This is a genomic window from Streptomyces sp. JW3, assembly GCF_052216785.1.
In the GTDB taxonomy this organism is placed as follows: domain Bacteria; phylum Actinomycetota; class Actinomycetes; order Streptomycetales; family Streptomycetaceae; genus Streptomyces.
Genome location: NZ_JBQOUX010000081.1, coordinates 14,230 through 36,178 on the forward strand (window position 1 = coordinate 14,230; position 21,949 = coordinate 36,178).

16 protein-coding genes and 1 pseudogene are annotated in these 21,949 nt (G+C 73.2%); 6 read left to right on the forward strand and 11 right to left on the reverse strand.

Features of this window, described 5'->3' with window-relative positions:
* Nucleotides 1–23: 23 nt before the first annotated feature.
* Nucleotides 24–2,387 (forward strand): Tex family protein, encoded by a 2,364-nt coding sequence (locus ACTT8P_RS27455; protein WP_442834441.1) that lies wholly within the window; start codon nt 24–26, stop codon nt 2,385–2,387.
* A 29-nt stretch (nt 2,388–2,416) separates the two neighbouring features.
* Here the strand turns inward: ACTT8P_RS27455 and ACTT8P_RS27460 are convergent, their stop codons facing one another.
* Both ACTT8P_RS27460 and ACTT8P_RS27465 read right to left on the reverse strand, forming a co-directional pair.
* Nucleotides 2,417–4,057, reverse strand: coding sequence for an ABC-F family ATP-binding cassette domain-containing protein (locus ACTT8P_RS27460; protein WP_442834442.1), 1,641 nt, complete (start codon nt 4,055–4,057; stop codon nt 2,417–2,419).
* Between the two features lie 36 nt (nt 4,058–4,093).
* Complete coding sequence (locus ACTT8P_RS27465) at nt 4,094–5,122, reverse strand: oxidoreductase (protein WP_442834443.1); 1,029 nt, start codon at nt 5,120–5,122, stop codon at nt 4,094–4,096.
* Nucleotides 5,123–5,188: 66 nt separating this feature from the next.
* Between ACTT8P_RS27465 and ACTT8P_RS27470 the strand changes: the two genes are divergently transcribed.
* Nucleotides 5,189–6,142: an FAD-dependent oxidoreductase gene (locus tag ACTT8P_RS27470; RefSeq protein WP_442834444.1), complete on the forward strand. Its 954-nt coding sequence runs from the start codon at nt 5,189–5,191 to the stop codon at nt 6,140–6,142.
* Nucleotides 6,143–6,244: 102 nt separating this feature from the next.
* Here the strand turns inward: ACTT8P_RS27470 and ACTT8P_RS27475 are convergent.
* The 3 genes and pseudogenes from ACTT8P_RS27475 to ACTT8P_RS27485 all read right to left on the reverse strand — a co-directional run bounded on the left by ACTT8P_RS27475 (nt 6,245) and on the right by ACTT8P_RS27485 (nt 9,852).
* Nucleotides 6,245–7,923: pseudogene (locus ACTT8P_RS27475) on the reverse strand (BCCT family transporter).
* Nucleotides 7,924–8,081: 158 nt separating this feature from the next.
* Complete coding sequence (locus tag ACTT8P_RS27480; RefSeq protein ID WP_442834445.1) at nt 8,082–9,395, reverse strand: M14 family zinc carboxypeptidase; 1,314 nt, start codon at nt 9,393–9,395, stop codon at nt 8,082–8,084.
* A 58-nt stretch (nt 9,396–9,453) separates the two neighbouring features.
* Nucleotides 9,454–9,852: a VOC family protein gene (locus ACTT8P_RS27485; protein WP_442834457.1), complete on the reverse strand. Its 399-nt coding sequence runs from the start codon at nt 9,850–9,852 to the stop codon at nt 9,454–9,456.
* Nucleotides 9,853–9,989: 137 nt separating this feature from the next.
* On the opposite strand from ACTT8P_RS27485, the gene ACTT8P_RS27490 reads away from it, so the two are divergent.
* The gene (locus tag ACTT8P_RS27490) at nt 9,990–10,985 is read left to right on the forward strand and encodes a helix-turn-helix transcriptional regulator (RefSeq protein WP_442834446.1); all 996 of its coding nucleotides are present in this window, start codon (nt 9,990–9,992) and stop codon (nt 10,983–10,985) included.
* A 134-nt stretch (nt 10,986–11,119) separates the two neighbouring features.
* Here the strand turns inward: ACTT8P_RS27490 and ACTT8P_RS27495 are convergent, their stop codons facing one another.
* The gene (locus ACTT8P_RS27495) at nt 11,120–12,574 is read right to left on the reverse strand and encodes an amino acid permease (RefSeq protein ID WP_442834447.1); all 1,455 of its coding nucleotides are present in this window, start codon (nt 12,572–12,574) and stop codon (nt 11,120–11,122) included.
* A 231-nt stretch (nt 12,575–12,805) separates the two neighbouring features.
* On the opposite strand from ACTT8P_RS27495, the gene ACTT8P_RS27500 reads away from it, so the two are divergent.
* On the forward strand, nt 12,806–13,630 hold the full coding sequence (locus ACTT8P_RS27500) for a MerR family transcriptional regulator (RefSeq protein ID WP_442834448.1): 825 nt from the start codon (nt 12,806–12,808) through the stop codon (nt 13,628–13,630).
* Nucleotides 13,631–13,716: 86 nt separating this feature from the next.
* Here ACTT8P_RS27500 and ACTT8P_RS27505 read toward each other — a convergent pair whose 3' ends face one another.
* From ACTT8P_RS27505 to ACTT8P_RS27515, 3 genes are read right to left on the reverse strand one after another with little or no spacing between them, the layout of a single operon-like run.
* Entirely contained in the window at nt 13,717–15,915 is a 2,199-nt protein-coding gene (locus ACTT8P_RS27505; RefSeq protein WP_442834458.1) for a 3-hydroxyacyl-CoA dehydrogenase NAD-binding domain-containing protein, read from the reverse strand.
* 44 nt (nt 15,916–15,959) lie between these two features.
* Complete coding sequence (locus ACTT8P_RS27510) at nt 15,960–17,174, reverse strand: acetyl-CoA C-acetyltransferase (RefSeq protein WP_442834449.1); 1,215 nt, start codon at nt 17,172–17,174, stop codon at nt 15,960–15,962.
* The gene (locus ACTT8P_RS27515; RefSeq protein WP_442834450.1) at nt 17,171–18,385 is read right to left on the reverse strand and encodes a CaiB/BaiF CoA transferase family protein; all 1,215 of its coding nucleotides are present in this window, start codon (nt 18,383–18,385) and stop codon (nt 17,171–17,173) included. The genes ACTT8P_RS27510 and ACTT8P_RS27515 overlap by 4 nt, the downstream gene beginning before the upstream one ends.
* A 309-nt stretch (nt 18,386–18,694) precedes the next feature.
* Between ACTT8P_RS27515 and ACTT8P_RS27520 the strand changes: the two genes are divergently transcribed.
* On the forward strand, nt 18,695–19,834 hold the full coding sequence (locus ACTT8P_RS27520) for a saccharopine dehydrogenase family protein (protein WP_442834451.1): 1,140 nt from the start codon (nt 18,695–18,697) through the stop codon (nt 19,832–19,834).
* A 329-nt stretch (nt 19,835–20,163) separates the two neighbouring features.
* Here ACTT8P_RS27520 and mmpA read toward each other — a convergent pair whose 3' ends face one another.
* Together mmpA and ACTT8P_RS27530 are read right to left on the reverse strand one after the other, a co-directional pair.
* Nucleotides 20,164–20,394: a morphogenic membrane protein MmpA gene (mmpA, locus tag ACTT8P_RS27525; protein ID WP_442834452.1), complete on the reverse strand. Its 231-nt coding sequence runs from the start codon at nt 20,392–20,394 to the stop codon at nt 20,164–20,166.
* Between the two features lie 56 nt (nt 20,395–20,450).
* Nucleotides 20,451–21,158, reverse strand: coding sequence for an endonuclease V (locus ACTT8P_RS27530; RefSeq protein WP_442834453.1), 708 nt, complete (start codon nt 21,156–21,158; stop codon nt 20,451–20,453).
* A gap of 255 nt (nt 21,159–21,413) precedes the next feature.
* Here ACTT8P_RS27530 and ACTT8P_RS27535 point away from each other — a divergent pair, with 255 nt between their 5' ends.
* On the forward strand, nt 21,414–21,830 hold the full coding sequence (locus tag ACTT8P_RS27535; protein WP_442834454.1) for an SsgA family sporulation/cell division regulator: 417 nt from the start codon (nt 21,414–21,416) through the stop codon (nt 21,828–21,830).
* Nucleotides 21,831–21,949 lie beyond the last annotated feature (119 nt).

Here is a 21,949-nt window from a genome sequence, read left to right on the forward strand (position 1 = left end):
CAGTGAGAAGGCGGTACGGCATCGTGACGACACCCGAGTCGATCGACGTTGGGTCCATCGAAGGCAGGATCGCCGAGGAGCTCGGCGTACGGGAGCGGCAGGTGAAGGCCGCGGTGGAACTGCTCGACGGCGGTTCCACCGTGCCCTTCATCGCCCGCTACCGCAAGGAAGCGACCGAGATGCTCGACGACGCGCAGTTGCGCACGCTCGAGGAGCGGCTGCGCTATCTGCGGGAGCTGGAGGAGCGGCGGGCCGCGATCCTCGACTCGGTACGGGAGCAGGGCAAGCTCACCGAGGAGCTGGCAGCGCGGATCCGGGGTGCCGAGACCAAGGCGCGCCTGGAGGACATCTATCTGCCGTACAAGCCCAAGCGGCGCACCAAGGCGGGGATCGCCCGTGAGGCGGGGCTCGAACCGCTGGCCGAGGGGCTGCTGAGCGACCCGGGCGTGGAGCCGCTCGCGGCGGCGGCCGCGTTCGTCGACGCCGGCAAGGGGGTGGCCGATCCGCAGGCCGCGCTGGACGGGGCGCGGGCCGTCCTGACCGAGAAGTTCTCCGAGGACGCCGACCTCATCGGTGAGCTGCGCGAGCGGATGTGGACGCGCGGGCGGCTGGCCGCCAAGGTGAAGGACGGCAAGGAGGAGGCGGGCGCCAAGTTCGCCGACTACTTCGACTTCGCCGAGCCGTTCACCGCGCTGCCCTCGCACCGCGTCCTGGCGATGCTGCGCGGCGAGAAGGAGGACGTCCTCGACCTGGTGCTGGAGCCCGAGGAGCCCACCGACGGGCCGTCGTCGTACGAGGCGATGGTCGCGTCGCGGTTCGGGATCGCCGACCGGGGCCGGCCGGGCGACAAGTGGCTCAAGGACACGGTCCGCTGGGCCTGGCGCACCCGCATCCTGGTCCACCTGGGCATCGACCTCAGGCTGCGGCTGCGGACGGCCGCCGAGGACGAGGCGGTGAACGTGTTCGCGGCCAACCTGCGCGATCTGCTGCTGGCCGCCCCGGCGGGGACGCGGGCCACGCTCGGCCTCGACCCCGGTTTCCGTACCGGGGTGAAGGTCGCCGTGGTGGACGCGACCGGGAAGGTCGTGGCGACCGATGTGATCCACCCGCACGTCCCGGCCAATCGGTGGGACGAGGCGATCGCCAAGCTGGCCCGGCTGGCGAAGGAGCACGCGGTCGAGCTGATCGCCATCGGCAACGGCACGGCGTCCCGCGAGACCGACAAGCTGGCCGGGGAGCTGATCACCAAGCACCCCGAGCTGAAGCTGACGAAGGTGATGGTCTCCGAGGCGGGCGCGTCCGTGTACTCGGCCTCGGCGTTCGCCTCGCAGGAACTGCCCGACATGGACGTGTCACTGCGCGGCGCGGTGTCCATCGCCCGCCGGCTCCAGGACCCGCTGGCCGAGCTGGTGAAGATCGACCCGAAGTCGATCGGCGTCGGCCAGTACCAGCACGACCTGTCCGAGGTGAAGCTCTCACGCTCGCTGGACGCGGTGGTCGAGGACTGTGTGAACGGGGTCGGGGTGGACGTCAACACCGCCTCCGCGCCGCTGCTCGCCCGGGTCTCCGGGATCACCTCCGGGCTGGCGGAGAACATCGTGGCGCACCGCGACGCCAACGGTCCGTTCAAGGGCCGCGGCGAGCTGAAGAAGGTCGCCCGGCTCGGTCCGAAGGCGTACGAGCAGTGTGCGGGCTTCCTGCGGATCCGGGGCGGCGACGACCCGCTGGACGCGTCCAGCGTGCACCCCGAGGCGTATCCGGTGGTGCGCCGGATGGTGAAGACCGCCGGGCAGGAGGTGGCCTCGCTGATCGGGAACACCTCGGTGCTGCGGTCGCTGCGGCCGACTCAGTTCGTGGACGAGACGTTCGGGCTGCCGACGGTGACGGACATCCTCAAGGAGCTGGAGAAGCCGGGCCGCGACCCGCGTCCCGCGTTCAAGACGGCCACCTTCAAGGAGGGCGTGGAGAAGATCTCCGACCTGTCCTCGGGGATGGTCCTGGAGGGGGTCGTGACGAACGTGGCGGCCTTCGGGGCGTTCATCGACGTCGGGGTGCACCAGGACGGGCTCGCGCATGTCTCCGCGCTGTCCAGGACGTTCGTGAAGGACCCCCGGGACGTGGTCAAGCCCGGGGACATCGTCAAGGTGAAGGTGCTGGACGTCGACATCCCGCGCAAGCGGATCTCGCTGACGCTGCGGCTGGACGACGAGGCGGCGCCCAAGGCCCCTGGTGAGCAGCAGCCGCGTCAGCAGCGGGGCGGCGGCGGCCGGCCGCCGCAGCAGCGTCGGCAGCAGTCCGGCGGGGGCGGCAAGGGCAAGGGGCGCCCGGCGACACCGCCCGCCAACAGCGCGATGGCCGACGCCCTGAAGCGGGCGGGTCTGGCGTAGCCGTACGGGGGTGAGGTGCCGGGACGTGCCTAGCGTTCCGTCACCTTGCCGTCGGCCACCTCCAGGCGGCGGGTCACCCGCAGCGCGTCCAGCATCCGGCGGTCGTGGGTGACCAGGAGCAGGGTGCCCGCGTAGGAGTCGAGGGCCGACTCCAGCTGTTCGATGGCCGGCAGGTCGAGGTGGTTCGTCGGCTCGTCCAGGACCAGCAGGTTGACGCCCCGGCCCTGGAGCAGGGCGAGGGCGGCCCGGGTGCGCTCGCCCGGGGAGAGGGTGGCCGCCGGGCGCAGCACGTGGTCCGCCTTCAGGCCGAACTTGGCGAGCAGGGTGCGGACCTCGGCCGGTTCGGTGTCCGGGACCGCCGTCTGGAAGGCGTCCAGCAGCGGCTCGGCGCCGTGGAACAGGCCCCGGGCCTGGTCGACCTCGCCGAGCAGGACGCCCGAGCCGAGCGCGGCGTGCCCGGCGTCCAGCGGGACCCGGCCCAGCAGGGCGCCGAGCAGGGTGGACTTGCCCGCGCCGTTGGCGCCGGTGACCGCGACCCGGTCGGCCCAGTCGATCTGGAGGGTGACCGGGCCGAGCGTGAAGCCGTCGCGCCGCACCTCGGCGTCGCGCAGGGTGGCGACGACCGCGCCGGAGCGCGGGGCGGCGGCGATCTCCATCCGCAGCTCCCACTCCTTGCGGGGCTCCTCGACGACGTCCAGCCGCTCGATCATGCGCTGGGTCTGCCGGGCCTTGGCGGCCTGCTTCTCGCTGGCCTCGCTGCGGAACTTGCGGCCGATCTTGTCGTTGTCGTTCGCCGCCTTGCGCCGGGCGTTCTTGACGCCCTTGTCCATCCAGGAGCGCTGCGTCTGGGCCCGGTCCTGGAGGGCGGCCCGCTTGTCGGCGAACTCCTCGAACTCGTCCCGGGCGTGCCGACGGGCCACCTCGCGTTCCTCCAGGTAGGCGTCGTAGCCGCCGCCGTAGAGGTTGATCTGCCGCTGGGCCAGGTCGAGTTCGAGGACCTTGGTGACGGTGCGGGCGAGGAACTCGCGGTCGTGGCTGACCACGACGGTGCCGGCCCGCAGGCCGGTGACGAAGCGTTCCAGGCGTTCCAGTCCGTCCAGGTCGAGGTCGTTGGTCGGCTCGTCGAGGAGGAAGAGGTCGTAGCGGGACAGCAGCAGGGAGGCGAGGCCGGCGCGGGCGGCCTGGCCGCCGGAGAGGGAGGTCATCGGCTGGTCGAGGTCGACTGCCAGGTTCAGGGTGGCGGCGACCTCTTCGGCGCGGTCGTCGAGGTCGGCGCCGCCGAGCGCCAGCCAGCGCTCCAGGCTGGTGGCGTAGGCGTCGTCGGCGCCGGGCGCGCCGTCGACCAGCGCCTGGGTCGCCTCGTCCATGGTCCGCTGGGCCTCGTCGACGCCGGTGCGCCGGGCCAGGAAGGCGCGCACCGTCTCCCTGGGCCGGCGCTCGGGCTCCTGCGGGAGGTGGCCGACGGTGGCGGTGGGCGGGGACAGGCGCAGCTCGCCCTGTTCGGGGGCGGTGAGGCCGGCGAGCATCCGCAGCAGTGTGGACTTGCCGGCGCCGTTGGGCCCGACCAGGCCGATCACGTCACCGGGGGCGACAACGAGGTCGAGCCCGGCGAACAGGGAGCGGTCGCCGTGGCCGGCGGCGAGGTTCTTGGCGACGAGGGTGGCAGTCATCAGGGCGCCGATTTTAGCGGCCGGGGCGCCCGGGGCTCAGCCGGGCTTTCCGTGCGTCACCAGCACACTCTCCGGGGCCCGGGCCACCAGGTAGGAACGGCCCTTCAGCGCGCCGGCGGCCAGCGCGAGACGGTGCACGCCCGGTTCCAGGACGCCGTCGAAGAGCTCATGGACGCGGGTGCGGCGCAGCCGGTCCAGCCGGTACGCGGTGAGGCGTATCCGGCAGGGCGAGGTGACCTCGACGCCGGCCGCCGCGTCGGTCACGGCCAGGCCGGTCAGCCGGCGCCGTTCGACCGGGGTGCGGTCGAGGGCGTGTTCGATCTGGGCGACCAGGACCGGGACGATCGGGGCCGGCTCGTCGACGTAGCTGACGCCGGTGGCGCCGGCCGCGGTGAACGCGGCCCGGACGGCGGCCCGGGCCTCTTCCGGCACCGCGGGGCCGAAGGCCACGGCGCCGTACTGGCACAGTTCGTCGGCGGAGGCGTCGGCGAGATCCGGGGCGAGGTCGGCGCCGATGTCGATGGTGCGCAGCGCGGCGGCCACCCGGCCCAGGGCGGCGGCCCGGGCGCCGACCAGCAGGACGCGGCGGCGCGGTGCGCCGGGCCCCCGGTCGAGCAGCGGGGCGAGGGCCGCGCGGTACTCGGCGCCGGGGAACCGGAACGGGCCGATGCCGTGGTAGCCGTTGCGCGTCAGGTCGGCGTCCGGGGTGGTCTGCCAGGCGAAGTCCCGCCAGACGTAGTCGTCACCGTCCCGCCGGATCACGGCGGTCACCGCGCCGCACGCCAGGTCCTCGCACTCGGGGCAGCCGTAGATGATGTACCGGCCGTCGGGCAGCGGCGGGCCGGCCTCCAGCAACAGGCCGCGGACCTGGGCGGTGAAGATGGCGGGCGGCACGTCGGCGGCCAGCGGGGAGACGGCGTCCAGGTCGCTGAGGCGGAACAGCAGCGGCCGGCCGTCGACGATGAAGTCGAGGAAATCGCGGTGGACCTGGTACGCACCCCCGGCGAGGACTCCCCCGGTGCGGGCGGCCGGGGCCAGGCCGAAGGTCGTGTACTCGGCAGACATGCGGTGAGTATTCCCGCTACCGGGGCGAAGTGCGCACGACGGGACGGGTTCCGCTACCGTCCGCGTGTGAAAACCGAACTGGATGGCGAAGTCGGTGTGGTGGGCGGCGGCGTGATCGGGCTGACGACCGCCGTCGTCCTGGCCGAGCGCGGCAGCCGGGTGCGGGTGTGGAGCCGGGAGCCCGTGGAGCGGACCACCTCGGCGGTGGCGGGGGCGCTGTGGTGGCCGTACCGGATCGCGCCGGCCGCGGCGGCGCGCGCGTGGGCGCTGCGCTCCCTGGACGTGTACGAGGAGTTGGCGGCCCGCTCCGGGCACACCGGCGTACGTATGGTCGAAGGGGTACTGGGCGAGACGGAGCGGCACGAGGTCGACGGATGGGCGGCGGCGCGGCTGCCGGGGCTGCGGGCGGCGACGGCCGAGGAGTACGCCGGGTCGGGGCTGTGGGCCCGGCTGCCGCTCATCGACATGTCGATTCATCTGCCCTGGCTGTACCAGCGGTTGCTGGCGGCGGGCGGTTCGGTCGAGAGGCGGGCGGTGGCCGGGCTCGGCGAACCGGAGACACCGGTGGTGGTCAACTGCACGGGGCTCGGGGCCCGGACGCTGGTGCCGGATCCGTCGGTGCGGCCGGTGCGGGGGCAGTTGGTCGTGGTGGCGAATCCCGGCATCCGCACCTGGACGGTGTCCACGGACCCGGCCACCGGGGAGATGGCGTACTTCTTCCCGCACGGGGACCGGCTGGTGCTGGGCGGTACGGCGGAGGACGACGCCTGGTCGGCGGAGCCGGACCCGGCGGTGGCGGCGGCGATCGTCCGGCGGTGCGCGGCGCTGCGGCCGGAGATCGCCGGGGCCCGGGTCCTGGAGCACCGGGTGGGTCTGCGGCCCGCGCGGGACGCGGTACGGCTGGAGCGGGACGTCCTGCCGGACGGGCGGCTCCTGGTGCACAACTACGGCCACGGCGGCGCGGGCGTCACGGTGGCCTGGGGGTGCGCGCAGGAGGCGGCTCGGCTGGCGGGGCGGTGAGTTTCGCGTCTTCGGGGGTGTCCGCACCGGGCCGCGGGACCGAGGGAGGACCGGGGCCGGCGCCGGCGGCGTGGGAGCCGAGGGCGCCGGGCCCGCCCGGGGTCAGTCGTGGCCGCCGATCGGGTCGCCCTCGGTCCCCGGGCCGCGCCCCGGACCGACCCTGATTTCGAACTCCCCGTCGTACCGGCGGTGTCCCTCGACGACAGCCATCTCCACCGCCTCCGAGCCCATCTCACCGCGCACGATGAGCGGGTCCCGGCGCAGGTCGCGCATGAGGGCCACGCACATGAAGATCATCACGATGACGAACGGGGCCGCGGCGAGGATGGTGAGGTTCTGAAGTCCGGTCAGCGCGTCGCCCTGCCCGCTGCCGACCAGCAGCATGATGGCGGCCACCGCTCCGGTGACCACACCCCAGAAGATGATCACCAGTCGGCTCGGTTCGAGCGCGCCCTTCTGCGACAGGGTGCCCATCACGATCGACGCCGCGTCCGCGCCGGAGACGAAGAAGATGCCGACCAGGATCATCACCAGCAGGCTGGTGACGGTGGCGATCGGGAACTCCTGGAGCACGGCGAACAACTGGCCCTCGGGGGTGGACTCCTCCCCCAGCCGGCCCTGCTCCTGGAGCTTCATCGACGCGCCGCCGAAGATCGCGAACCAGATCAGGCTGACCGTGCTGGGCACCAGGATGACGCCGCCGACGAACTGCCGGATCGTCCGGCCCCGGCTGATCCGCGCGATGAACATGCCGACGAACGGCGTCCAGGAGATCCACCACGCCCAGTAGAAGACGGTCCAGCTCGCCAGCCAGTCGGCGACGCCGTCACCGCCGGACGCCTCGGTGCGGGCGGCGAGTTCGGGCAGGTCGCCGAGGTAGGAGAAGACCGAGGTGGGCAGCAGGTCCAGCACTATCACCGTGGGGCCCACGACGAACACGAACAGGGCCAGCACCAGCGCCAGCACCATGTTGATGTTGGACAGCCACTGGATGCCCTTCTCCACGCCCGAGACGGCGGAGGCCACGAACGCCAGCGTGAGCACCGCGATGATGACGACCAGCAGCGTCGTGCTCACCTCGTCCAGCCAGTCCAGTCCTGCACCCCGGAGCCGATCTGGAGCGCGCCGAGGCCGAGGGAGGCGGCGGAGCCGAAGACGGTCGCGACGATCGCGAGGATGTCGATGACCCGGCCCAGGCCGCCATTGGCGTTCTTCTCGCCGATGAGCGGGGTGAACACGGCGCTGATGGTCTGCCGGCGGCGCCTGCGGAAGGTGCTGTACGCGATGCCGAGCCCGACCACCGCGTAGATCGCCCAGGGGTGCAGCGTCCAGTGGAAGAGGGTGGTCGCCATGGCCGTCTCCATGCGTTCGCCGGAGTCGGCCGGGTCGGTGCCCGGCGGGGCGGTGCTGTAGTGCGCGAGCGGTTCGCTGACGCCGTAGAACATCAGACCGATGCCCATGCCCGCGCTGAACATCATCGCGACCCAGGACACCGTGCGGAACTCGGGTTTCTCACCCTCGACGCCCAGGTGGATGCGTCCGTAGCGGCTGATGGCGAGCCAGAGGGCGAAGACGACGAACGCGGAGGCCGCCAGCACGAACGCCCAGCCGCCGTTGTGCATCAGGCCGCCGAGCATGTCGCTGGAGACGTCCTCCAGGGAGTCCGTCGCGACGGCGCCCCAGACCACGAAGGCGAGCGTCAGCACCGCCGTGACACCGAAGACGACGCGGTCGGTACGGGGCCGTTCCTGGCCGGGCAGGCCCGCTTCCGACCCGGGCAGCGCGCCCTTCGGGTGGAGGTCGTGCTCGTGGTGCGGGTCGTGGTGCGGTTCGTCGCCCTGTGGGTCATGCGTCACAAGCGGCACCTTTCGCCTAGCGGATGAGGAAAGGGATGTTCCCCGAGTACGCTGCTACCACACTTGACGCGTCCCTCCCCCGCTCAGCAGTCCGTGTCGGGCTCGCCCACCGTCACGTGGTACGCGGCGCGCTCGTCGAACAGCAGGGGTACCAGGGCGCGCAGCGACTGCCGCAGCGGCACCAGTACGCCGTCGCCGCTGCCGCCGTCCCGGCGCACCCGGACGCCGTGCAACCGGAGTTCGTCCGCGAACTCCGTGTACTGGGCGGTGGTGAGGCGGTAGCCGCAGGGCGGGTCGGCGAGGGTCTCGGACGGCTCGGGCGGGTCGTTGTCGGCGCCGCCCGTGTACACCGGTCCGGTGTCGGCGCGGCCCGCCTGCCGGGCCGCGTCCGTGGCCGCCTCGACACGTCCGCGCCGCTCGCCACTGAAGTCGAACAGCCCGTCGAGGGCGGCCAGTTGGGAGTCGACGCGGCGCCGGTTGTTGAGGGCCGGGTCCTGCCGCTCGGCCTCGGTGCGGGGGTCGACGCGGCTCTCGATGAGCAGGCCCACCGCGTGCTTGACGCCGGTCATGTTGCGCAGGATGCGCTCCTGGCCGTCGCCGGCGGTCTGCCGGATCGGCGCGCCGGTGGCCGGGTCGGTCCAGATGCCGTACGTACCGGTCGTGTACCCGGCCCGTCCGGCGGCGGGCCGGACGTACCCGGTGGACAGCGTCTCGGCCGCGTCGTGCACCGCCGCGTCGGTGTTGAGGTTGCGCGGCCACAGGTCGAACAGGTCCTTGTCGTAGTACGGGGGTGTGGCGCCGTACTCGTGCAGGTCGTAGACGATGTCGGGCCGGTGGTCGCGGACGACGGCGGCCAGCGCGCGGGCCTCAGCCGTCGCCAGGGCGAGGTGGTCGCGGTTGATGTCGACGCCGTCGCTGTTGCCGCGGGTGTCGGCGGCCCGGCCGTCCGGGTTGGCGGTCGGCACGACCAGGACGGCCGTGCGGTCCAGGAAGCGCCGGGTGCGGGCGTCACGGGCGTAGGCCAGGTCGCGCACGGTGGACAGGCATGCCTCGCGGCCGGACGGTTCGTCACCGTGCTGGCTGCACACGAGGAGCAGCTTGTGCGCGGCGGACGACCTGCCGAGGGTGACGAGCTGGAGCGGGCGGCCCTGGTCCGTGCTGCCGACCCGCTCCACGGCGGCCCGGCCGCCGGTCCGGTCGACGGCGGCGAGCAGGGCCTGTTCCTCGGGCTGGGTGGTCCAGCGGGCCCCGTTCGACGACTCGAAGCCGGTACGGGGCGGCCGGGGCGGGGAACTGGTGGCGCCGGCCGCGGCGGGGGTGAGGAAGGTGGCCATGAGGGCGGCCGTGGCCGCCGCCGCCAGCGGTCTCCAGCTGGTGCCGCGCATGCGTAATGGCATGCGCGGACGGTACAGCCGGAGTCCCGCGTGCAGAAGGGGGCGGGCGGCCGGACCGGACTCAGCGCCCGAACCGCGCAACGGCGGCCGGAGTGACCGGGGTGAAGAAGTTGACCAGGTTGCCGTCGGGGTCGCGGAACAGCAGCGCGCGGTTGCCCCAGGGCATCGTGGTCGGTTCGTTGACGAAATCCTCCACGGTATCGGCGAGGTTCTTGTACACCGCGTCCACGTCTTCGACGAGGAATTCGAGGATCACGCTGCGGTTGTCGGCCGGGTGGGCGGAGCCGGGGGCGAACAGCGGGACGGTGCGGGTGCTGCCGATCGCGAGCGTGCCGGCGGCGGTGCGCAGCTCGGCGAAGTCCTCGGTCGCCCAGTCGGCCGCGATGCCGGTGGCCCGCTCGTAGAAGGCGACGAGGCGGGTGATGTCGTCCGTGATGACGCGGACGGAGACGAAGTTCATGGGCGTCGTGGGGGTCATGGGGATCTCTCCTGGTGCTGGTGCTGGTGCTGCTGCGGGTGGTCGTGCGACGTTTCCAGGACGCACGCTACGACCGGTACCGGGCGGAACCCGCCCGGTATGTGCGGGAGACTTGTCGCATGCCCCGTCCCCTCGCCCGTGTCCTCGCCCTGCTGGAACTCCTCCAGTCGGGCGGTGTCCGCACCGTGGGCGAACTCGCCGGCCGGCTGGACGTCGACGAGCGCACCGTGCGCCGCTACGTCGGTCACCTCCTCGACCTCGACGTGCCGGTGGAGTCGGTGCGGGGCCGGTACGGCGGCTACCGGCTGGCCCCCGGGTACCGGCTGCCGCCGCTGATGCTGACCGACGAGGAGGCGCTGGCCGTACTGCTCGGTCTGGCCGCGGGCCGGCAGGCCGGTCTGACGACGGCCACGGCCACGGCGAGCGAGACGGCGGCGGCCAAGATCCGGCGCGTACTGCCCGAACGGACCCGGCCGCGGCTGGACGCGCTGCTGGGCTCCCTCGCCTTCACCGCGCCGCCGGGCGAGGCGGCGGCGCCGGACGCCACGGTGCTGCTCTCGATCGCCGACGCGGTCGCCCACCACCGGCCGGTCGTGGTGCGGTACACCTCCGGTGACGGCCGGCACGGCGAACGCACGCTGCATCCGCACGGGCTCGTGGCCCACTCGGGCCGGCTGTACGTGACGGCCACGGAGCCCGCGACCGGCGCGGAGCGCACGTTCCGGCTGGACCGGATGAGCGGTGCCCGGGTGCTGCCCGGATCGTTCACGCCGCCGGTCGGGCAGCCCGATCCGGCGCAGCGCCTGCTCACCGCGCTCGCCACGGCGCCGTACCGGCACGAGGTGTCGCTGCGGGTCCAGGGCTCGGCGGAGCGGATCCGCAGCCGGCTGCCGCCGGCCGTGGCGGTGGTGACGGAACTGCCGCCGGCGGCCGACGCGGATCCGGCGGCCGAGCCCTGGCACCGGGTCGCGTTGCGGGTGGAGCGACTCGACTGGCTGCCCGGCGTGCTGGCCGCGCTGGACCTCCCGTTCACCATCGAACACCCCGACGAGCTGCGCGACCTGGTCGAGTCCCTCGGCCGCCGGCTCGTGGACTCCGCGCGCCGGGGGGCGTGAGGGCGCCTGCGGCCGACGCACACCATCTGGCGAGTGCCCGGCGCGGAGCCGCCACGGCCGTCGCCACCCAAGATGTACTGGATCCCCGACCTGACACCACCGTAGAGGCGACCACTGACAGTGGCCCTGACCTGCTACTTCGTCGTGGGCGTCGGGTTTTCGCCGACGCGGCGACGGACGCCGAACCAGCCGGCCACCAGCAGCACCGCGATCACCGGGACGAGGAACAGCGTGCGGCGGCCGACCTCCTCGTCGTTCCACATCATGCCCAGGCACGCCAGCAGGAAGACGATCGTGGCGATCTCCGTGACGGGGCTCCAGGGCAGCCGGAAGTGCGGCCGGGTGACGCGGCCCTCCTTGGAGCGCCGGACGAAGACCAGGTGGCAGAGCATGATGATCACCCAGGTGCTGATGATGCCCAGGGAGGCCACGTTCAGCACGATCTCGAACGCCTGGGACGGCACCAGGAAGTTCAGGGCGACGCCGAGCACACAGACACCGCAGGTCAGCAGGATGCCGCCGTAGGGCACTTGGGTGCGGCTCATCACGCCGGTGAACTTCGGCGCGGAGCCGGCCATCGCCATCGAGCGCAGGATGCGGCCGGTGGAGTACAGGCCGGAGTTCAGGGACGACATCGCGGCGGTGAGGACGACCAGGTTCATCACGTCGCCGGCGGCCGGGACGCCGACCTTGGACAGCACGGTGACGAACGGGCTCTCGGCGCCGGAGTAGAGCGAGCCGGGCAGCAGCAGGGCCAGCAGGACGACGGAGCCGACGTAGAAGACGGCCACCCGCCACATGATCGAGTTCACCGCGCGCGGGACGACCTTGTGCGGCTCGGCCGTCTCGCCGGCCGCGACGCCCACCAGCTCCAGGGCGGCGTACGCGAAGATCACGCCCTGCATGACCAGGACGGCCGGCATCACGCCGTGCGGGAGCAGGCCGCCGTGGTCGGTGATCATGGCGAGGCCGGGAGTGTGGCCGCCCACGTCGTGCTGGGTGGCCAGCAGGAAGATGCCGATCAGCATGAAGGCGACCAGGGTGGCGACCTTGACGATGGCGAACCAGAACTCCATCTCGCCGAAGATCTTCACCGAGATCAGGTTCACCGCCAGGACGACGGCGAGGGCGATCAGCGCCAGCACCCACTGCGGAATGCTGGTGAACGCGCTCCAGTAGTGCGTGTAGAGCGCGATCGCGGTGATGTCGGCGATGCCGGTGGTCGACCAGTTCAGGAAGTACATCCAGCCGGCGACGTAGGCGCCCTTCTCGCCGAGGAACTCGCGCGCGTACGACACGAACGAGCCGGACGAGGGCCGGTGCAGCACCAGCTCGCCGAGCGCCCGGACGACGAAGAAGGCGAAGACGCCGCAGACCAGGTAGGCCAGGGCGAGCGCCGGTCCGGCGTCGTGCAGGCGCCCGCCGGCGCCGAGGAAGAGGCCGGTGCCGATCGCGCCGCCGATGGCGATCATGTTGATGTGGCGGGCCTTGAGGTCCTTGCTGTAACCGGCGTCGCCCGCGTCCGCGGGCGCCTCGGTCACCTGGGGATGGCCGGCGGCCTGTGCCGTGTCGACGGCGTCCTTGCTCACGGGTGGTTCCACTCTCTGGTGCGCCCGGGTGGGGTGCGCCCGGGACCGTACGTGTCTCGGCCCGCGCCACCGTCCTTGTCGGGGTACAGACCGAGACGGCACCTTCCCACGTCACCGGGGTCCCATGCGGTGTCCCGTGTCACAGGAAGTGACTTCTCACATGATCCGCGCCGGGTGTCCACATCAGTGCCCACAGCGGGGTCCACATCGGGTCCGCATCTCCGTACCCGGATGCGCGGGAGGTTTCACAGCACTGGTGAGACAGCGATACTGCTGCACATGACGACCGACACCGAAGAGCCGACCCTCACGGTCGACGAGCTGGCCGCGCGGGCGGGCGTGACGGTGCGCACGGTCCGGTTCTACGGCACCCGGGGGCTGCTGCCGCCGCCGGTGATCGGTCCCCGGCGGGTGGGGCGCTACGGCCGGGAGCACCTGGCGCGGCTGGAGCTGATCGAGGAGCTTCAGCAGCAGGGCATGACGCTGGCGGCCATCGAGCGCTATCTGGAGCGGCTGCCGCCCGACGTGAGCGCGGGGGACCTCGCCATCCACCGGGCGGTGGTGGCCGCCTGGGCGCCGGAGGCCGTGGCGACGGTCGGCCGCGAGGAGCTGGCGCGGCGGGCCGGGCGGGCGCTGGACGAGGACGACCTCGAGCGGCTCGCGGCGATGGGTGTCGTCCAGGTCGACGGGGGCGGGGGCGACAAGGACGGTTACCGGGTCGACCTCGCCCTGTTCCGGCTCGGCGTGCGGCTGCTGGACGTACCGCTGTCGCAGGAGTCGATCCTCACCGCGCGGGGCGTGCTGCTCGGGCACTCGCGGGAGGCCGCCCGCGAGCTGTCGGAGCTGCTGCGCGGCGAGACGGCGGAACGGGACGCGCGGGATGTGCGGTCCCTGTCCGCGCACATGCAGCCCCTGGTGGTGCAGGCGCTGCTGACGGCCTTCCAGCGGTCGCTGAAGGAGGAGCTGGGGGTGTGGCTCGCCCAGTCGCCGCCTGCCGGGCGGTCTGACGGGTCTGACGGGTCTGACGGGTCTGACGGGTCTGACGATCGTCCCTGAATCGGACCCTCGCGAGATGGCGCGGCCCCCGGCCCCCGTCACCGTCGGACGGCGGCCGGGGTGCCGGGGGCGGCGGTGGGGCCGGTTCAGCGCGCGTCCGTGAAGACTTCCCCCTTCGCCGCCTTCTCGACCAGCAGCGCGGGCGGCGTGAAGCGGTCGCCGTAGCGGTCGGCCAGTTCGCGGGCGCGGGTCACGAAGCCGGGCAGGCCGGCCCCCGCCCCGCCGTAGGCGTCGTAACCGTTGATGTACTGGAGAACACCGCCGGTCCAGCCGGGGAAGCCGATGCCGAAGATCGAGCCGATGTTGGCGTCGGCGACCGAGGTGAGCACGCCTTCCTCGACGAGCCGGACGGTGTCCAGCGCCTCGGCGAACAGCATGCGCTCCTGCATGTCCCGGAACGGGATCTGGTAACCGGGCTTCGTGAAGTGCTCGCGCAGGCCGGGCCACAGGCCGGCCCGCTTGCCGTCCTCGCCGTACTCGTAGAAGCCGGCGCCGCCGCTGCGGCCGGGGCGGCCGAACTCGTCCACCATGCGGTCGACGACCGCCTCGGCGGGGTGCGGGGTCCAGGTGCCGCCCGCCTCCTCCACCGCCCGGCGCGTCTCCTGGCGGATCTTGCGGGGCAGGGTGAGCGTCAGCTCGTCCATCAGGGAGAGCACCTTGGCCGGGTAGCCGGCCTGGGCTGCGGCCTGTTCGACGGAGGCGGGTTCGATGCCCTCGCCGACCATGGCGACGCCCTCGTTGATGAAGTGGCCGATCACCCGGGAGGTGAAGAAGCCGCGGCTGTCGTTGACGACGATCGGGGTCTTCTTGATCTGCCGGACCAGGTCGAAGGCGCGGGCCAGGGCCGCGTCGCCGGTCCGCTCACCCTTGATGATCTCGACCAGCGGCATCTTGTCGACGGGTGAGAAGAAGTGCAGCCCGATGAAGTCGGCCTGCCGCTCGACGCCCTCGGCGAGGGCGGTGATGGGGAGGGTGGAGGTGTTGGAGCAGAGCAGGGCGTCGGGCGCGACGACGTGCTCGATCTCCTGGAAGACCTTGTGCTTGAGCGAGGTGTCCTCGAACACCGCCTCGATCACCGCGTCGCAGCCCGCGAGGTCGGCGGCCTCGGCGGTCGGGATGATCCGGGCCAGCAGCGCGTCGGCCTGCTCCTGGGTGGTACGGCCCCGGGAGACCGCCTTGGCGCACAGTTTCTCGGAGTAGCCCTTGCCCTTGAGCGCCGCTTCCAGGGAGACGTCCTTCAGGACGACGTCGATCCCCGCGCGGGCGCACGAGTAGGCGATGCCCGCGCCCATCATCCCGGCGCCGAGGACGGCCGCCTTGCGGACCTGGCGCGGCTCGATGTCCTTGGGGCGATTGGCGCCGGAGTTGACGGCCTGGAGGTCGAAGAAGAACGCCTGGATCATGTTCTTCGCGGTCTGCCCGGTGGCCAGTTCGACGAAGTAGCGGGCCTCGATGACCTGGGCGGTCTCGAAGTCGACCTGGGCGCCCTCGACGGCGGCCGCCATGATGTCGCGCGGCGCCGGGTAGGGGGCGCCGTTCGTCTGCTTGCGCAGGTTGGCCGGGAAGGCGGGCAGGTTGGCGGCGAACTTGGGGTGGCTCGGGGTGCCGCCGGGGATGCGGTAGCCGGGCCGGTCCCAGGGCTGGGCGGACTCGGGGTGGGCGTCGATGAAGGCGCGGGCCTTGGCGAGCAGGTCGTCCGGGGTGTCGGCGACCTCGTGCACCAGGCCGTTGTCCGCCGCGCGGCGCGGGCTGTACTGGGTGCCCTGGAGCAGCACCTTCAGCAGCGCGTCGGTGATGCCGAGCAGCCGGACGGTACGCACCACACCGCCGCCGCCGGGCAGCAGGCCGAGGGTGACCTCGGGCAGGCCGATCTTGGAGCCGGGGGCGTCCAGGGCGACCCGGTGGTGGCAGGCGAGGGCGATCTCGTAACCGCCGCCGAGGGCGGCGCCGTTGATCGCGGCGACGACCGGCTTGCCGAGGGTCTCGATGCGGCGCAGGTTCCGCTTGATCGCCATCCCGGCGTCGAACGTCTCCTGGGCGGTCTCGGGGGTGACCCGGATCAGGTCGCGCAGGTCGCCGCCGGCGAAGAAGGTCTTCTTCGCGGAGGTGATGATGACGCCCCGGACGGTGTCCTTCTCGACCTCCAGGCGGTCGGTGACGGCGGCGAGGGACGCGCCGAACGCCCGGTTCATGGTGTTCGCGGACTGGTCCGGGTCGTCCAGGACGAGGGTGACGACACCGCTGCGATCCTGCTCCCAGCGGATGGTGGTGGACTCGGTGCTCATGGCGCTCATGGCGGGGATGCTCCTGGTGATCCGTCGGGAGGGGGTCAGACGCGCTCGACGATGGTGGCGATGCCCATGCCGCCGCCCACGCACAGGGTGGCGAGGCCGTACCGCTTGTCCTGGCGCTCCAGTTCGTCGACGAGGGTGCCGAGGATGATCGCGCCGGTGGCGCCGAGCGGGTGGCCGAGCGCGATCGCGCCGCCGTTGACGTTGACCTTGTCCAGGGACAGGCCCATGTCCTTCACGAACCGCAGCACGACCGCCGCGAACGCCTCGTTGATCTCGACCAGGTCGATGTCGTCGATGGTCAGCCCGGCCTTGGCGAGCGCCTTGCGGGTGGCGGGGGCGGGCCCGGTGAGCATGATGGTCGGCTCGGAGCCGGAGACGGCGGCGGAGACGATCCGGGCGCGCGGGGTGAGGCCGTGCCGCTCACCGACCTCCCGGGAGCCGATGGCGACCAGGGAGGCGCCGTCCACGATGCCGGAGGAGTTGCCCGCGTGGTGCACGTGGTCGATCTTCTCCACCCAGTGGTACTTCTGCAGCGCGACCGCGTCGAAACCGCCGAGTTCGCCGATGTCCGCGAAGGACGGCTTGAGTTTCGCGAGGGAGTCGGCGGTGGTGCCGGGCCGCAGGTGCTCGTCGTGGTCGAGGACGGTCAGGCCGCTGCGGTCCTTGACCGGCACGACGGACCGCTCGAAGCGGCCCTCCTTCCAGGCGGTCGCCGCCCGCTCCTGGGACAGCGCCGCGTACTCGTCGACGTCCCGGCGCGAGAAGCCCTCGATGGTGGCGATCAGGTCGGCGCCGATGCCCTGCGGCACGAAGTTGGTCTCGTAGTTGGTCATCGGGTCGTTGAACCAGGCGCCGCCGTCCGAGGCCATCGGCACCCGGGACATGGACTCGACGCCGCCCGCCAGCACCAGGTCCTCCCAGCCGGACCGCACCTTGGCGGCGGCCATGTTGACGGCTTCCAGGCCCGAGGCACAGAAGCGGTTCTCCTGCACGCCGGCCACCGTGTCCGGCAGTCCGGCGGCCACGGCGGCGATCCGGGCGATGTCGGAGCCCTGGTCGCCGACCGGGCCGACCACGCCGAGCACGATGTCGTCGACGGCGGCCGGGTCCAGGCCGGGGAAGCGGGCGCGGATCTCGTGGATGAGTCCGACCACCAGGTCGACGGGCTTGGTGCCGTGCAGAGCGCCGCTTGCCTTGCCGCGCCCGCGCGGGGTGCGGATCGCGTCGTACACATACGCTTCGGGGGTCACTGGTCGGCCTTTCGGTGAGGGGCGAGTCGGGTGTCGGGGGTGCGGGTTTCGGGTGTTGAGCCGGGCGTCGTCGCGGGACCGGGCACCGCCGTGAGCGCGGGCACGTCCCAGTCGCGGGCCACCGTCTCGGTGTCGGCGCCCGGGCGTGCGGGGCCGGTGCGGACGGTGGTCGGGGTCGCGGAGAAGCGGGGCGCCGGGGCCGGCTGGGTGAGGCCGCCGTGGTCGGTGAAGGTGGCGCGGGCGGCGAGGTGCGGATGGTGCGGGGCCTCGCGCAGCGCGAGCACGGGCGCCACACAGGCGTCGGAGTCCGCGAAGACGGCCGTCCACTCGTCCCGGGTACGGGTGCGGAAGCGGGTCGCGATCGCCGCGCGCAGTTCGTCCCAGCGGGCGAGGTCGTCGCGGGCCGGGGCCTGTTCGGGGATGCCGAGCACCGTCATGAACTCGTCGTAGAACCGCTGTTCCAGGGCGCCGACCGCCATGTACCGGCCGTCGGACGTCTCGTAGGTGCCGTAGAACGGGCAGCCGCCGTCCAGCAGGTTGACGCCGCGCCGGTCCTGCCAGCCGCCGGCCGCGAGCATGCCGTGGATCATCGCGGTCAGATGCGCGGTGCCGTCGACGATCGCCGCGTCCACCACCTGTCCGGCGCCGGTCGCGCGGGCGTGGTGCAGGGCGGCCAGGACGCCGACGACCAGGTAGAGCGAGCCGCCCGCGTAGTCGCCGAGCAGGTTGGCGGGGGCGGCCGGGGGCGCGTCGGGGGCGCCGGTCAGGCCGAGGGCGCCGGTCAGGGCGATGTACCCGATGTCGTGGCCGGCCCGCCGGGCGAGCGGACCGGACTGGCCCCAGCCGGTCATCCGGCCGTAGACCAGGCGCGGGTTGCGGGCGTGGCAGGGCTCGGGGCCGATGCCGAGGCGCTCGGCGACGCCGGGGCGGTAGCCCTCGATCAGCACGTCGGCGCGGGCGGCGAGGTCGAGGACCCGGCCGGGTCCGTCGGGTGCCTTGAGGTCGACGAGCACCGAGCGCTTGTTGCGGAGGGTGACGTCATGGGCCGGGTCGATGCCGAGGCCGGGGCCGCCCGGCCGGTCCACCCGTACGACGTCGGCGCCGAGGTCGGCCAGCAGCATCGCGGCGAACGGGCCGGGTCCGATCCCGGCCAGCTCGACCACGCGCACACCGGTGAGCGGACCGTGTGAGGGCGTCGTCGCCGTGGTCATCGGGTCCCCCGTCTGTGACACCAACGATGTAACACCAGTGATGTTAGAAACGTGTCGCAGTCCGCACAAGGGCGGGAACGAGCAAGCGCTTGGCCAAGCTTCGCCGCCGCGCGCTTCTCACGCTAGCCTCGGCCACCGACAGCGGCGCGCGCTGCGCGACCGACGGTGCCCGGCGGAACGGAACGGACTGGTGTCATGAACCCGCGCGGCGGTACAGCCGGCCGGTCGGATCGTTCCGAGCGGTCGGATCGGTCGGATCGGTCGGATCGTTCCGAGCGGTCGGATCGTTCCGACCGGCCGTACGACATCGTGCTCTTCGGAGCGACGGGCTTCGTCGGGCGGCTGACCGCGGCGTATCTCGCCACGCACGCGCCCGCCGGCCTGCGCTGGGCGGTGGCCGGCCGGGACGGGGACAAGCTGCGCCGGCTGCGCGACCGGCTGCCCGGCGCTCCGCGGCCGGAAGTCCTGCGGGCCGACGTGTCCGACCCGGCCTCGCTGCGCGAACTCGCCCGGCACGCGCGCGTGCTGGCCACGACGGTCGGTCCCTATGTGCGCCACGGGGAGCCGCTCGTCGCCGCCTGCGCCGACGCCGGCACGGACTACCTGGACCTCACCGGTGAGCCCGAGTTCGTGGACCTGATGTACGTCCGGCACGACGCACGCGCGCGGGAGACGGGCGCGCGCCTGGTGCACGCCTGCGGTTTCGACTCCGTACCGCACGACCTCGGCGTGTACTTCACGGTCGGACGGCTCCCCGAGGGCGTGCCGCTGACCGTGGACGGCTTCGTGACCGTGGACGCCGCGTTCTCCGGCGGTACGTTCGCCTCCGCGCTCGGCCAGCTCGCGCGCGGGCGGCAACTGCGGGCGGCGGCCCTGGAGCGGCGACGGCGGGAACCGCGGCCGGCGGGCCGCCGCGCGGTGGCGCCGACGGGGGCGCCGCGGTTCGCCGGGGAGGTGGGTGCCTGGGCGCTGCCGCTGCCGACCCTCGATCCGCGGGTCGTGCGCCGCTCTGCGGCGGCGCTGGAGCGCTACGGTCCCGACTTCCGCTACCGGCACTACGCGGCCGTCCGGCGGCTGCCGGTCGCGCTGGGCGGGGTGGCAGCGGTGGGCGCGCTGGCCGCGGCGGCGCAGGTACCGCCCGCCCGGCGTCGGCTGGCCGGCCGGCTGCGCCCCGGGGACGGGCCGAGCGCCGAGCGGCGGGCCAGGAGCTGGTTCTCGGTCCGCTTCGTGGGCGAGGGCGGCGGCCGGCGGGTGTTCACCGAGGTGTCGGGCGGTGATCCCGGGTACGACGAGACGGCGAAGATGTTCGCGGAGGCGGCGCTGTCGCTGGCGCTGGACGACCTGCCGGAGACCGCCGGGCAGGTCACGACGGCGGTGGCGATGGGCGACGCGCTGACCGCCCGGCTACGGGCGGCGGGCCTGCGGTTCCGGGTGGCGGCGGAACGCTGACCGGGCCTCCGCCAGGGGCCGCGCATCCGTCACGGCACCTGTCCGGCGCGGCACATGTCCGGCGTAGCACCCATCCGGCACGGCACCCGTCCGGCACGGCACCCGTCCCACGCAGCATCCGTCCCACGCAGCATCCGCCCAGCGGACGCCACGCATGGCATCCGGGCGCCCGCCATCCGGCTACTGGTGAAGCCGGACGCCTGTCGCTCCACACGGCGGCGGAACGCTGACCGGCCGGCGGCGGAGTCCCGCCCGGTCAGCGGAGGAGGTCCCGCGCGGTCAGCGGAGGAGGTCCCGCGCGGTCAGCGGAGGAGGTCCCGCGCGGTCCGTTACAGCGCCCACCCGGTGATGGTCCACACCATCCCGCCCGTCCAGGCCAGTCCCGCCGTCACGGCCAGCACCATCCCCACCCGCACGGACCGGCCGACCGGCCGCCCCACGGCCCGCGCGCCGGGCCGCCCCACGGCTCGCCCGGCCGGCCGGCCCCCGGCTCGCTCGGTGGGCCGGCCGAAATGGTCGGGCCGGGCAAGGGACTTGTTGGCTCGCTGCGGGGTCGTCATGCGAACCAGCCTGCCCGGAGCCGCGGCCCCGCACATCCGTACGGATACTCAGGTAGCTACGCCGAGGCCGGGCGGCCGGCCGCCCGTAGCGCCCGCCGGCACAGGGCGTCCGCCCTGCGGGTGGTCTCCGGCAGTCGGTAGGCGGGGGTGAGCGCCAGCGTGTGCGCGCAGGCGTTGTCCAGACCGACGCGGTGCCCGGCCGAGACGTAGACCGGCTTCACGCCGTCCCGGGTGCGCAGGGCGCGGCCGACCTCCTCGTCGCCCGCGAGCAGCGCGGACGTACTGCCGCGCGGCGCGGCCGGGTCGTCGTGGGTGAAGGCGAACGGGTTCTTGGCGACGCCGATGGTGGGCAGTCCGGTGAGGACACCCAGGTGGCAGGCGAGGCCGAAGCGGCGCGGGTGGGCGAGGCCGTAGCCGTCGCAGACCACCAGGCCGGGCGGGCCGGGCAGGGCGTCCAGCGCGGCGAGGACGGCCGGGAGTTCGCGGAAGGCGAGCAGGCCGGGGACGTACGGGAACGGGACCCGGCCGACCGCCGTGGCCTCGGCGACGACGGTGAGGGTCGCCGCGTCCAGGACGACAGCCGCCGCCGCGACGACATCGCGGGCGTCGTCGTAGGCCACGTCGACGCCGGCGACGTGGCCCGTGCCGGGCGGCGGGCCGGGTTCGTCGAGCACCAGGCGGGCGCGCAGCCGCTCCTGGACCGCGCGGGCCCGCTCCTCGGTCGCGGGCCAGCCCTCGGGAATCGGTACGGTCACGGTCGTCATGGTGACCATGAGCCTACGAGGGGCAGGGCGCCCGGACCCCACCGGACCGGCCGGGTCACTTCTGGTCACGTGTCAGGAGAGGCCGGGAGAGAGCCATGTCACTCGGCATCACTTCTGGGAATGAAGGCGGTGACAGAGGTCACTCTCCCCATGTGCACGGAGCGGCTCGTTCCGTCGTCTCATTCAGTGCCCGGCCCATTCGCCCGCCCGTCCGTCCAGCCGCCCGTCGTCCAGCCGTCCCGAGGGAGCAAGGCGTTGTCCATCGTCATCGAGCAGTCCGTCGAGGCGCGTCTCGTCGCCGCCGCGCCCCGTATGCCGAGCATTCCCGCGAAGCTCCGCTACGACCGTCGCGACCCGTTCGCCGTCCGCATGACCTTCCCCGCGCCGGCCACGCTGGAGGGCGTGGACGTCTGCTGGACCTTCTCCCGCGAACTGCTCCTCGCGGGCATGCGGGAGCCCGAGGGCCACGGCGACGTCCGGGTGCGGCCGTACGGCTACGACCGCACCGTCCTGGAGTTCCACGCCCCCGAGGGCACCGCCGTGATCCACGTCCGCTCGGGTGAACTGCGCCGCTTCCTGGAGGCGACCAGCGAACTGGTCCCCCTCGGCCTGGAGCACCTCCAACTCGACCTGGACCACGACCTGGCCGAGCTGATGCGCGGCACCTGCTGAGGGGCTCGCGGCGGGGGCGGGCTCAGCCGGCCGCCGCCGCCGGCGCCCCGGCGGTCGCCGCGCCGACCGCCGCGCACAGCTCCCGCATGATCCACCGGACGCCGGGCGCCCCCGCGCCC

What these genes read in the sequence shown, in the direction of transcription:
- ACTT8P_RS27460 (WP_442834442.1), bottom strand. Translation starts at nt 4,057, where the DNA reads ATGACTGCCACCCTCGTCGCCAAGAACCTCGCCGCCGGCCACGGCGAC.
- ACTT8P_RS27465 (WP_442834443.1), bottom strand. Translation starts at nt 5,122, where the DNA reads ATGTCTGCCGAGTACACGACCTTCGGCCTGGCCCCGGCCGCCCGCACC.
- ACTT8P_RS27480 (WP_442834445.1), bottom strand. Translation starts at nt 9,395, where the DNA reads ATGCCATTACGCATGCGCGGCACCAGCTGGAGACCGCTGGCGGCGGCG.
- ACTT8P_RS27485 (WP_442834457.1), bottom strand. Translation starts at nt 9,852, where the DNA reads ATGAACTTCGTCTCCGTCCGCGTCATCACGGACGACATCACCCGCCTC.
- ACTT8P_RS27490 (WP_442834446.1), top strand. Translation starts at nt 9,990, where the DNA reads ATGCCCCGTCCCCTCGCCCGTGTCCTCGCCCTGCTGGAACTCCTCCAG.
- ACTT8P_RS27500 (WP_442834448.1), top strand. Translation starts at nt 12,806, where the DNA reads ATGCGCGGGAGGTTTCACAGCACTGGTGAGACAGCGATACTGCTGCAC.
- ACTT8P_RS27505 (WP_442834458.1), bottom strand. Translation starts at nt 15,915, where the DNA reads ATGAGCACCGAGTCCACCACCATCCGCTGGGAGCAGGATCGCAGCGGT.
- ACTT8P_RS27515 (WP_442834450.1), bottom strand. Translation starts at nt 18,385, where the DNA reads ATGACCACGGCGACGACGCCCTCACACGGTCCGCTCACCGGTGTGCGC.
- mmpA (WP_442834452.1), bottom strand. Translation starts at nt 20,394, where the DNA reads ATGACGACCCCGCAGCGAGCCAACAAGTCCCTTGCCCGGCCCGACCAT.
- ACTT8P_RS27530 (WP_442834453.1), bottom strand. Translation starts at nt 21,158, where the DNA reads ATGACGACCGTGACCGTACCGATTCCCGAGGGCTGGCCCGCGACCGAG.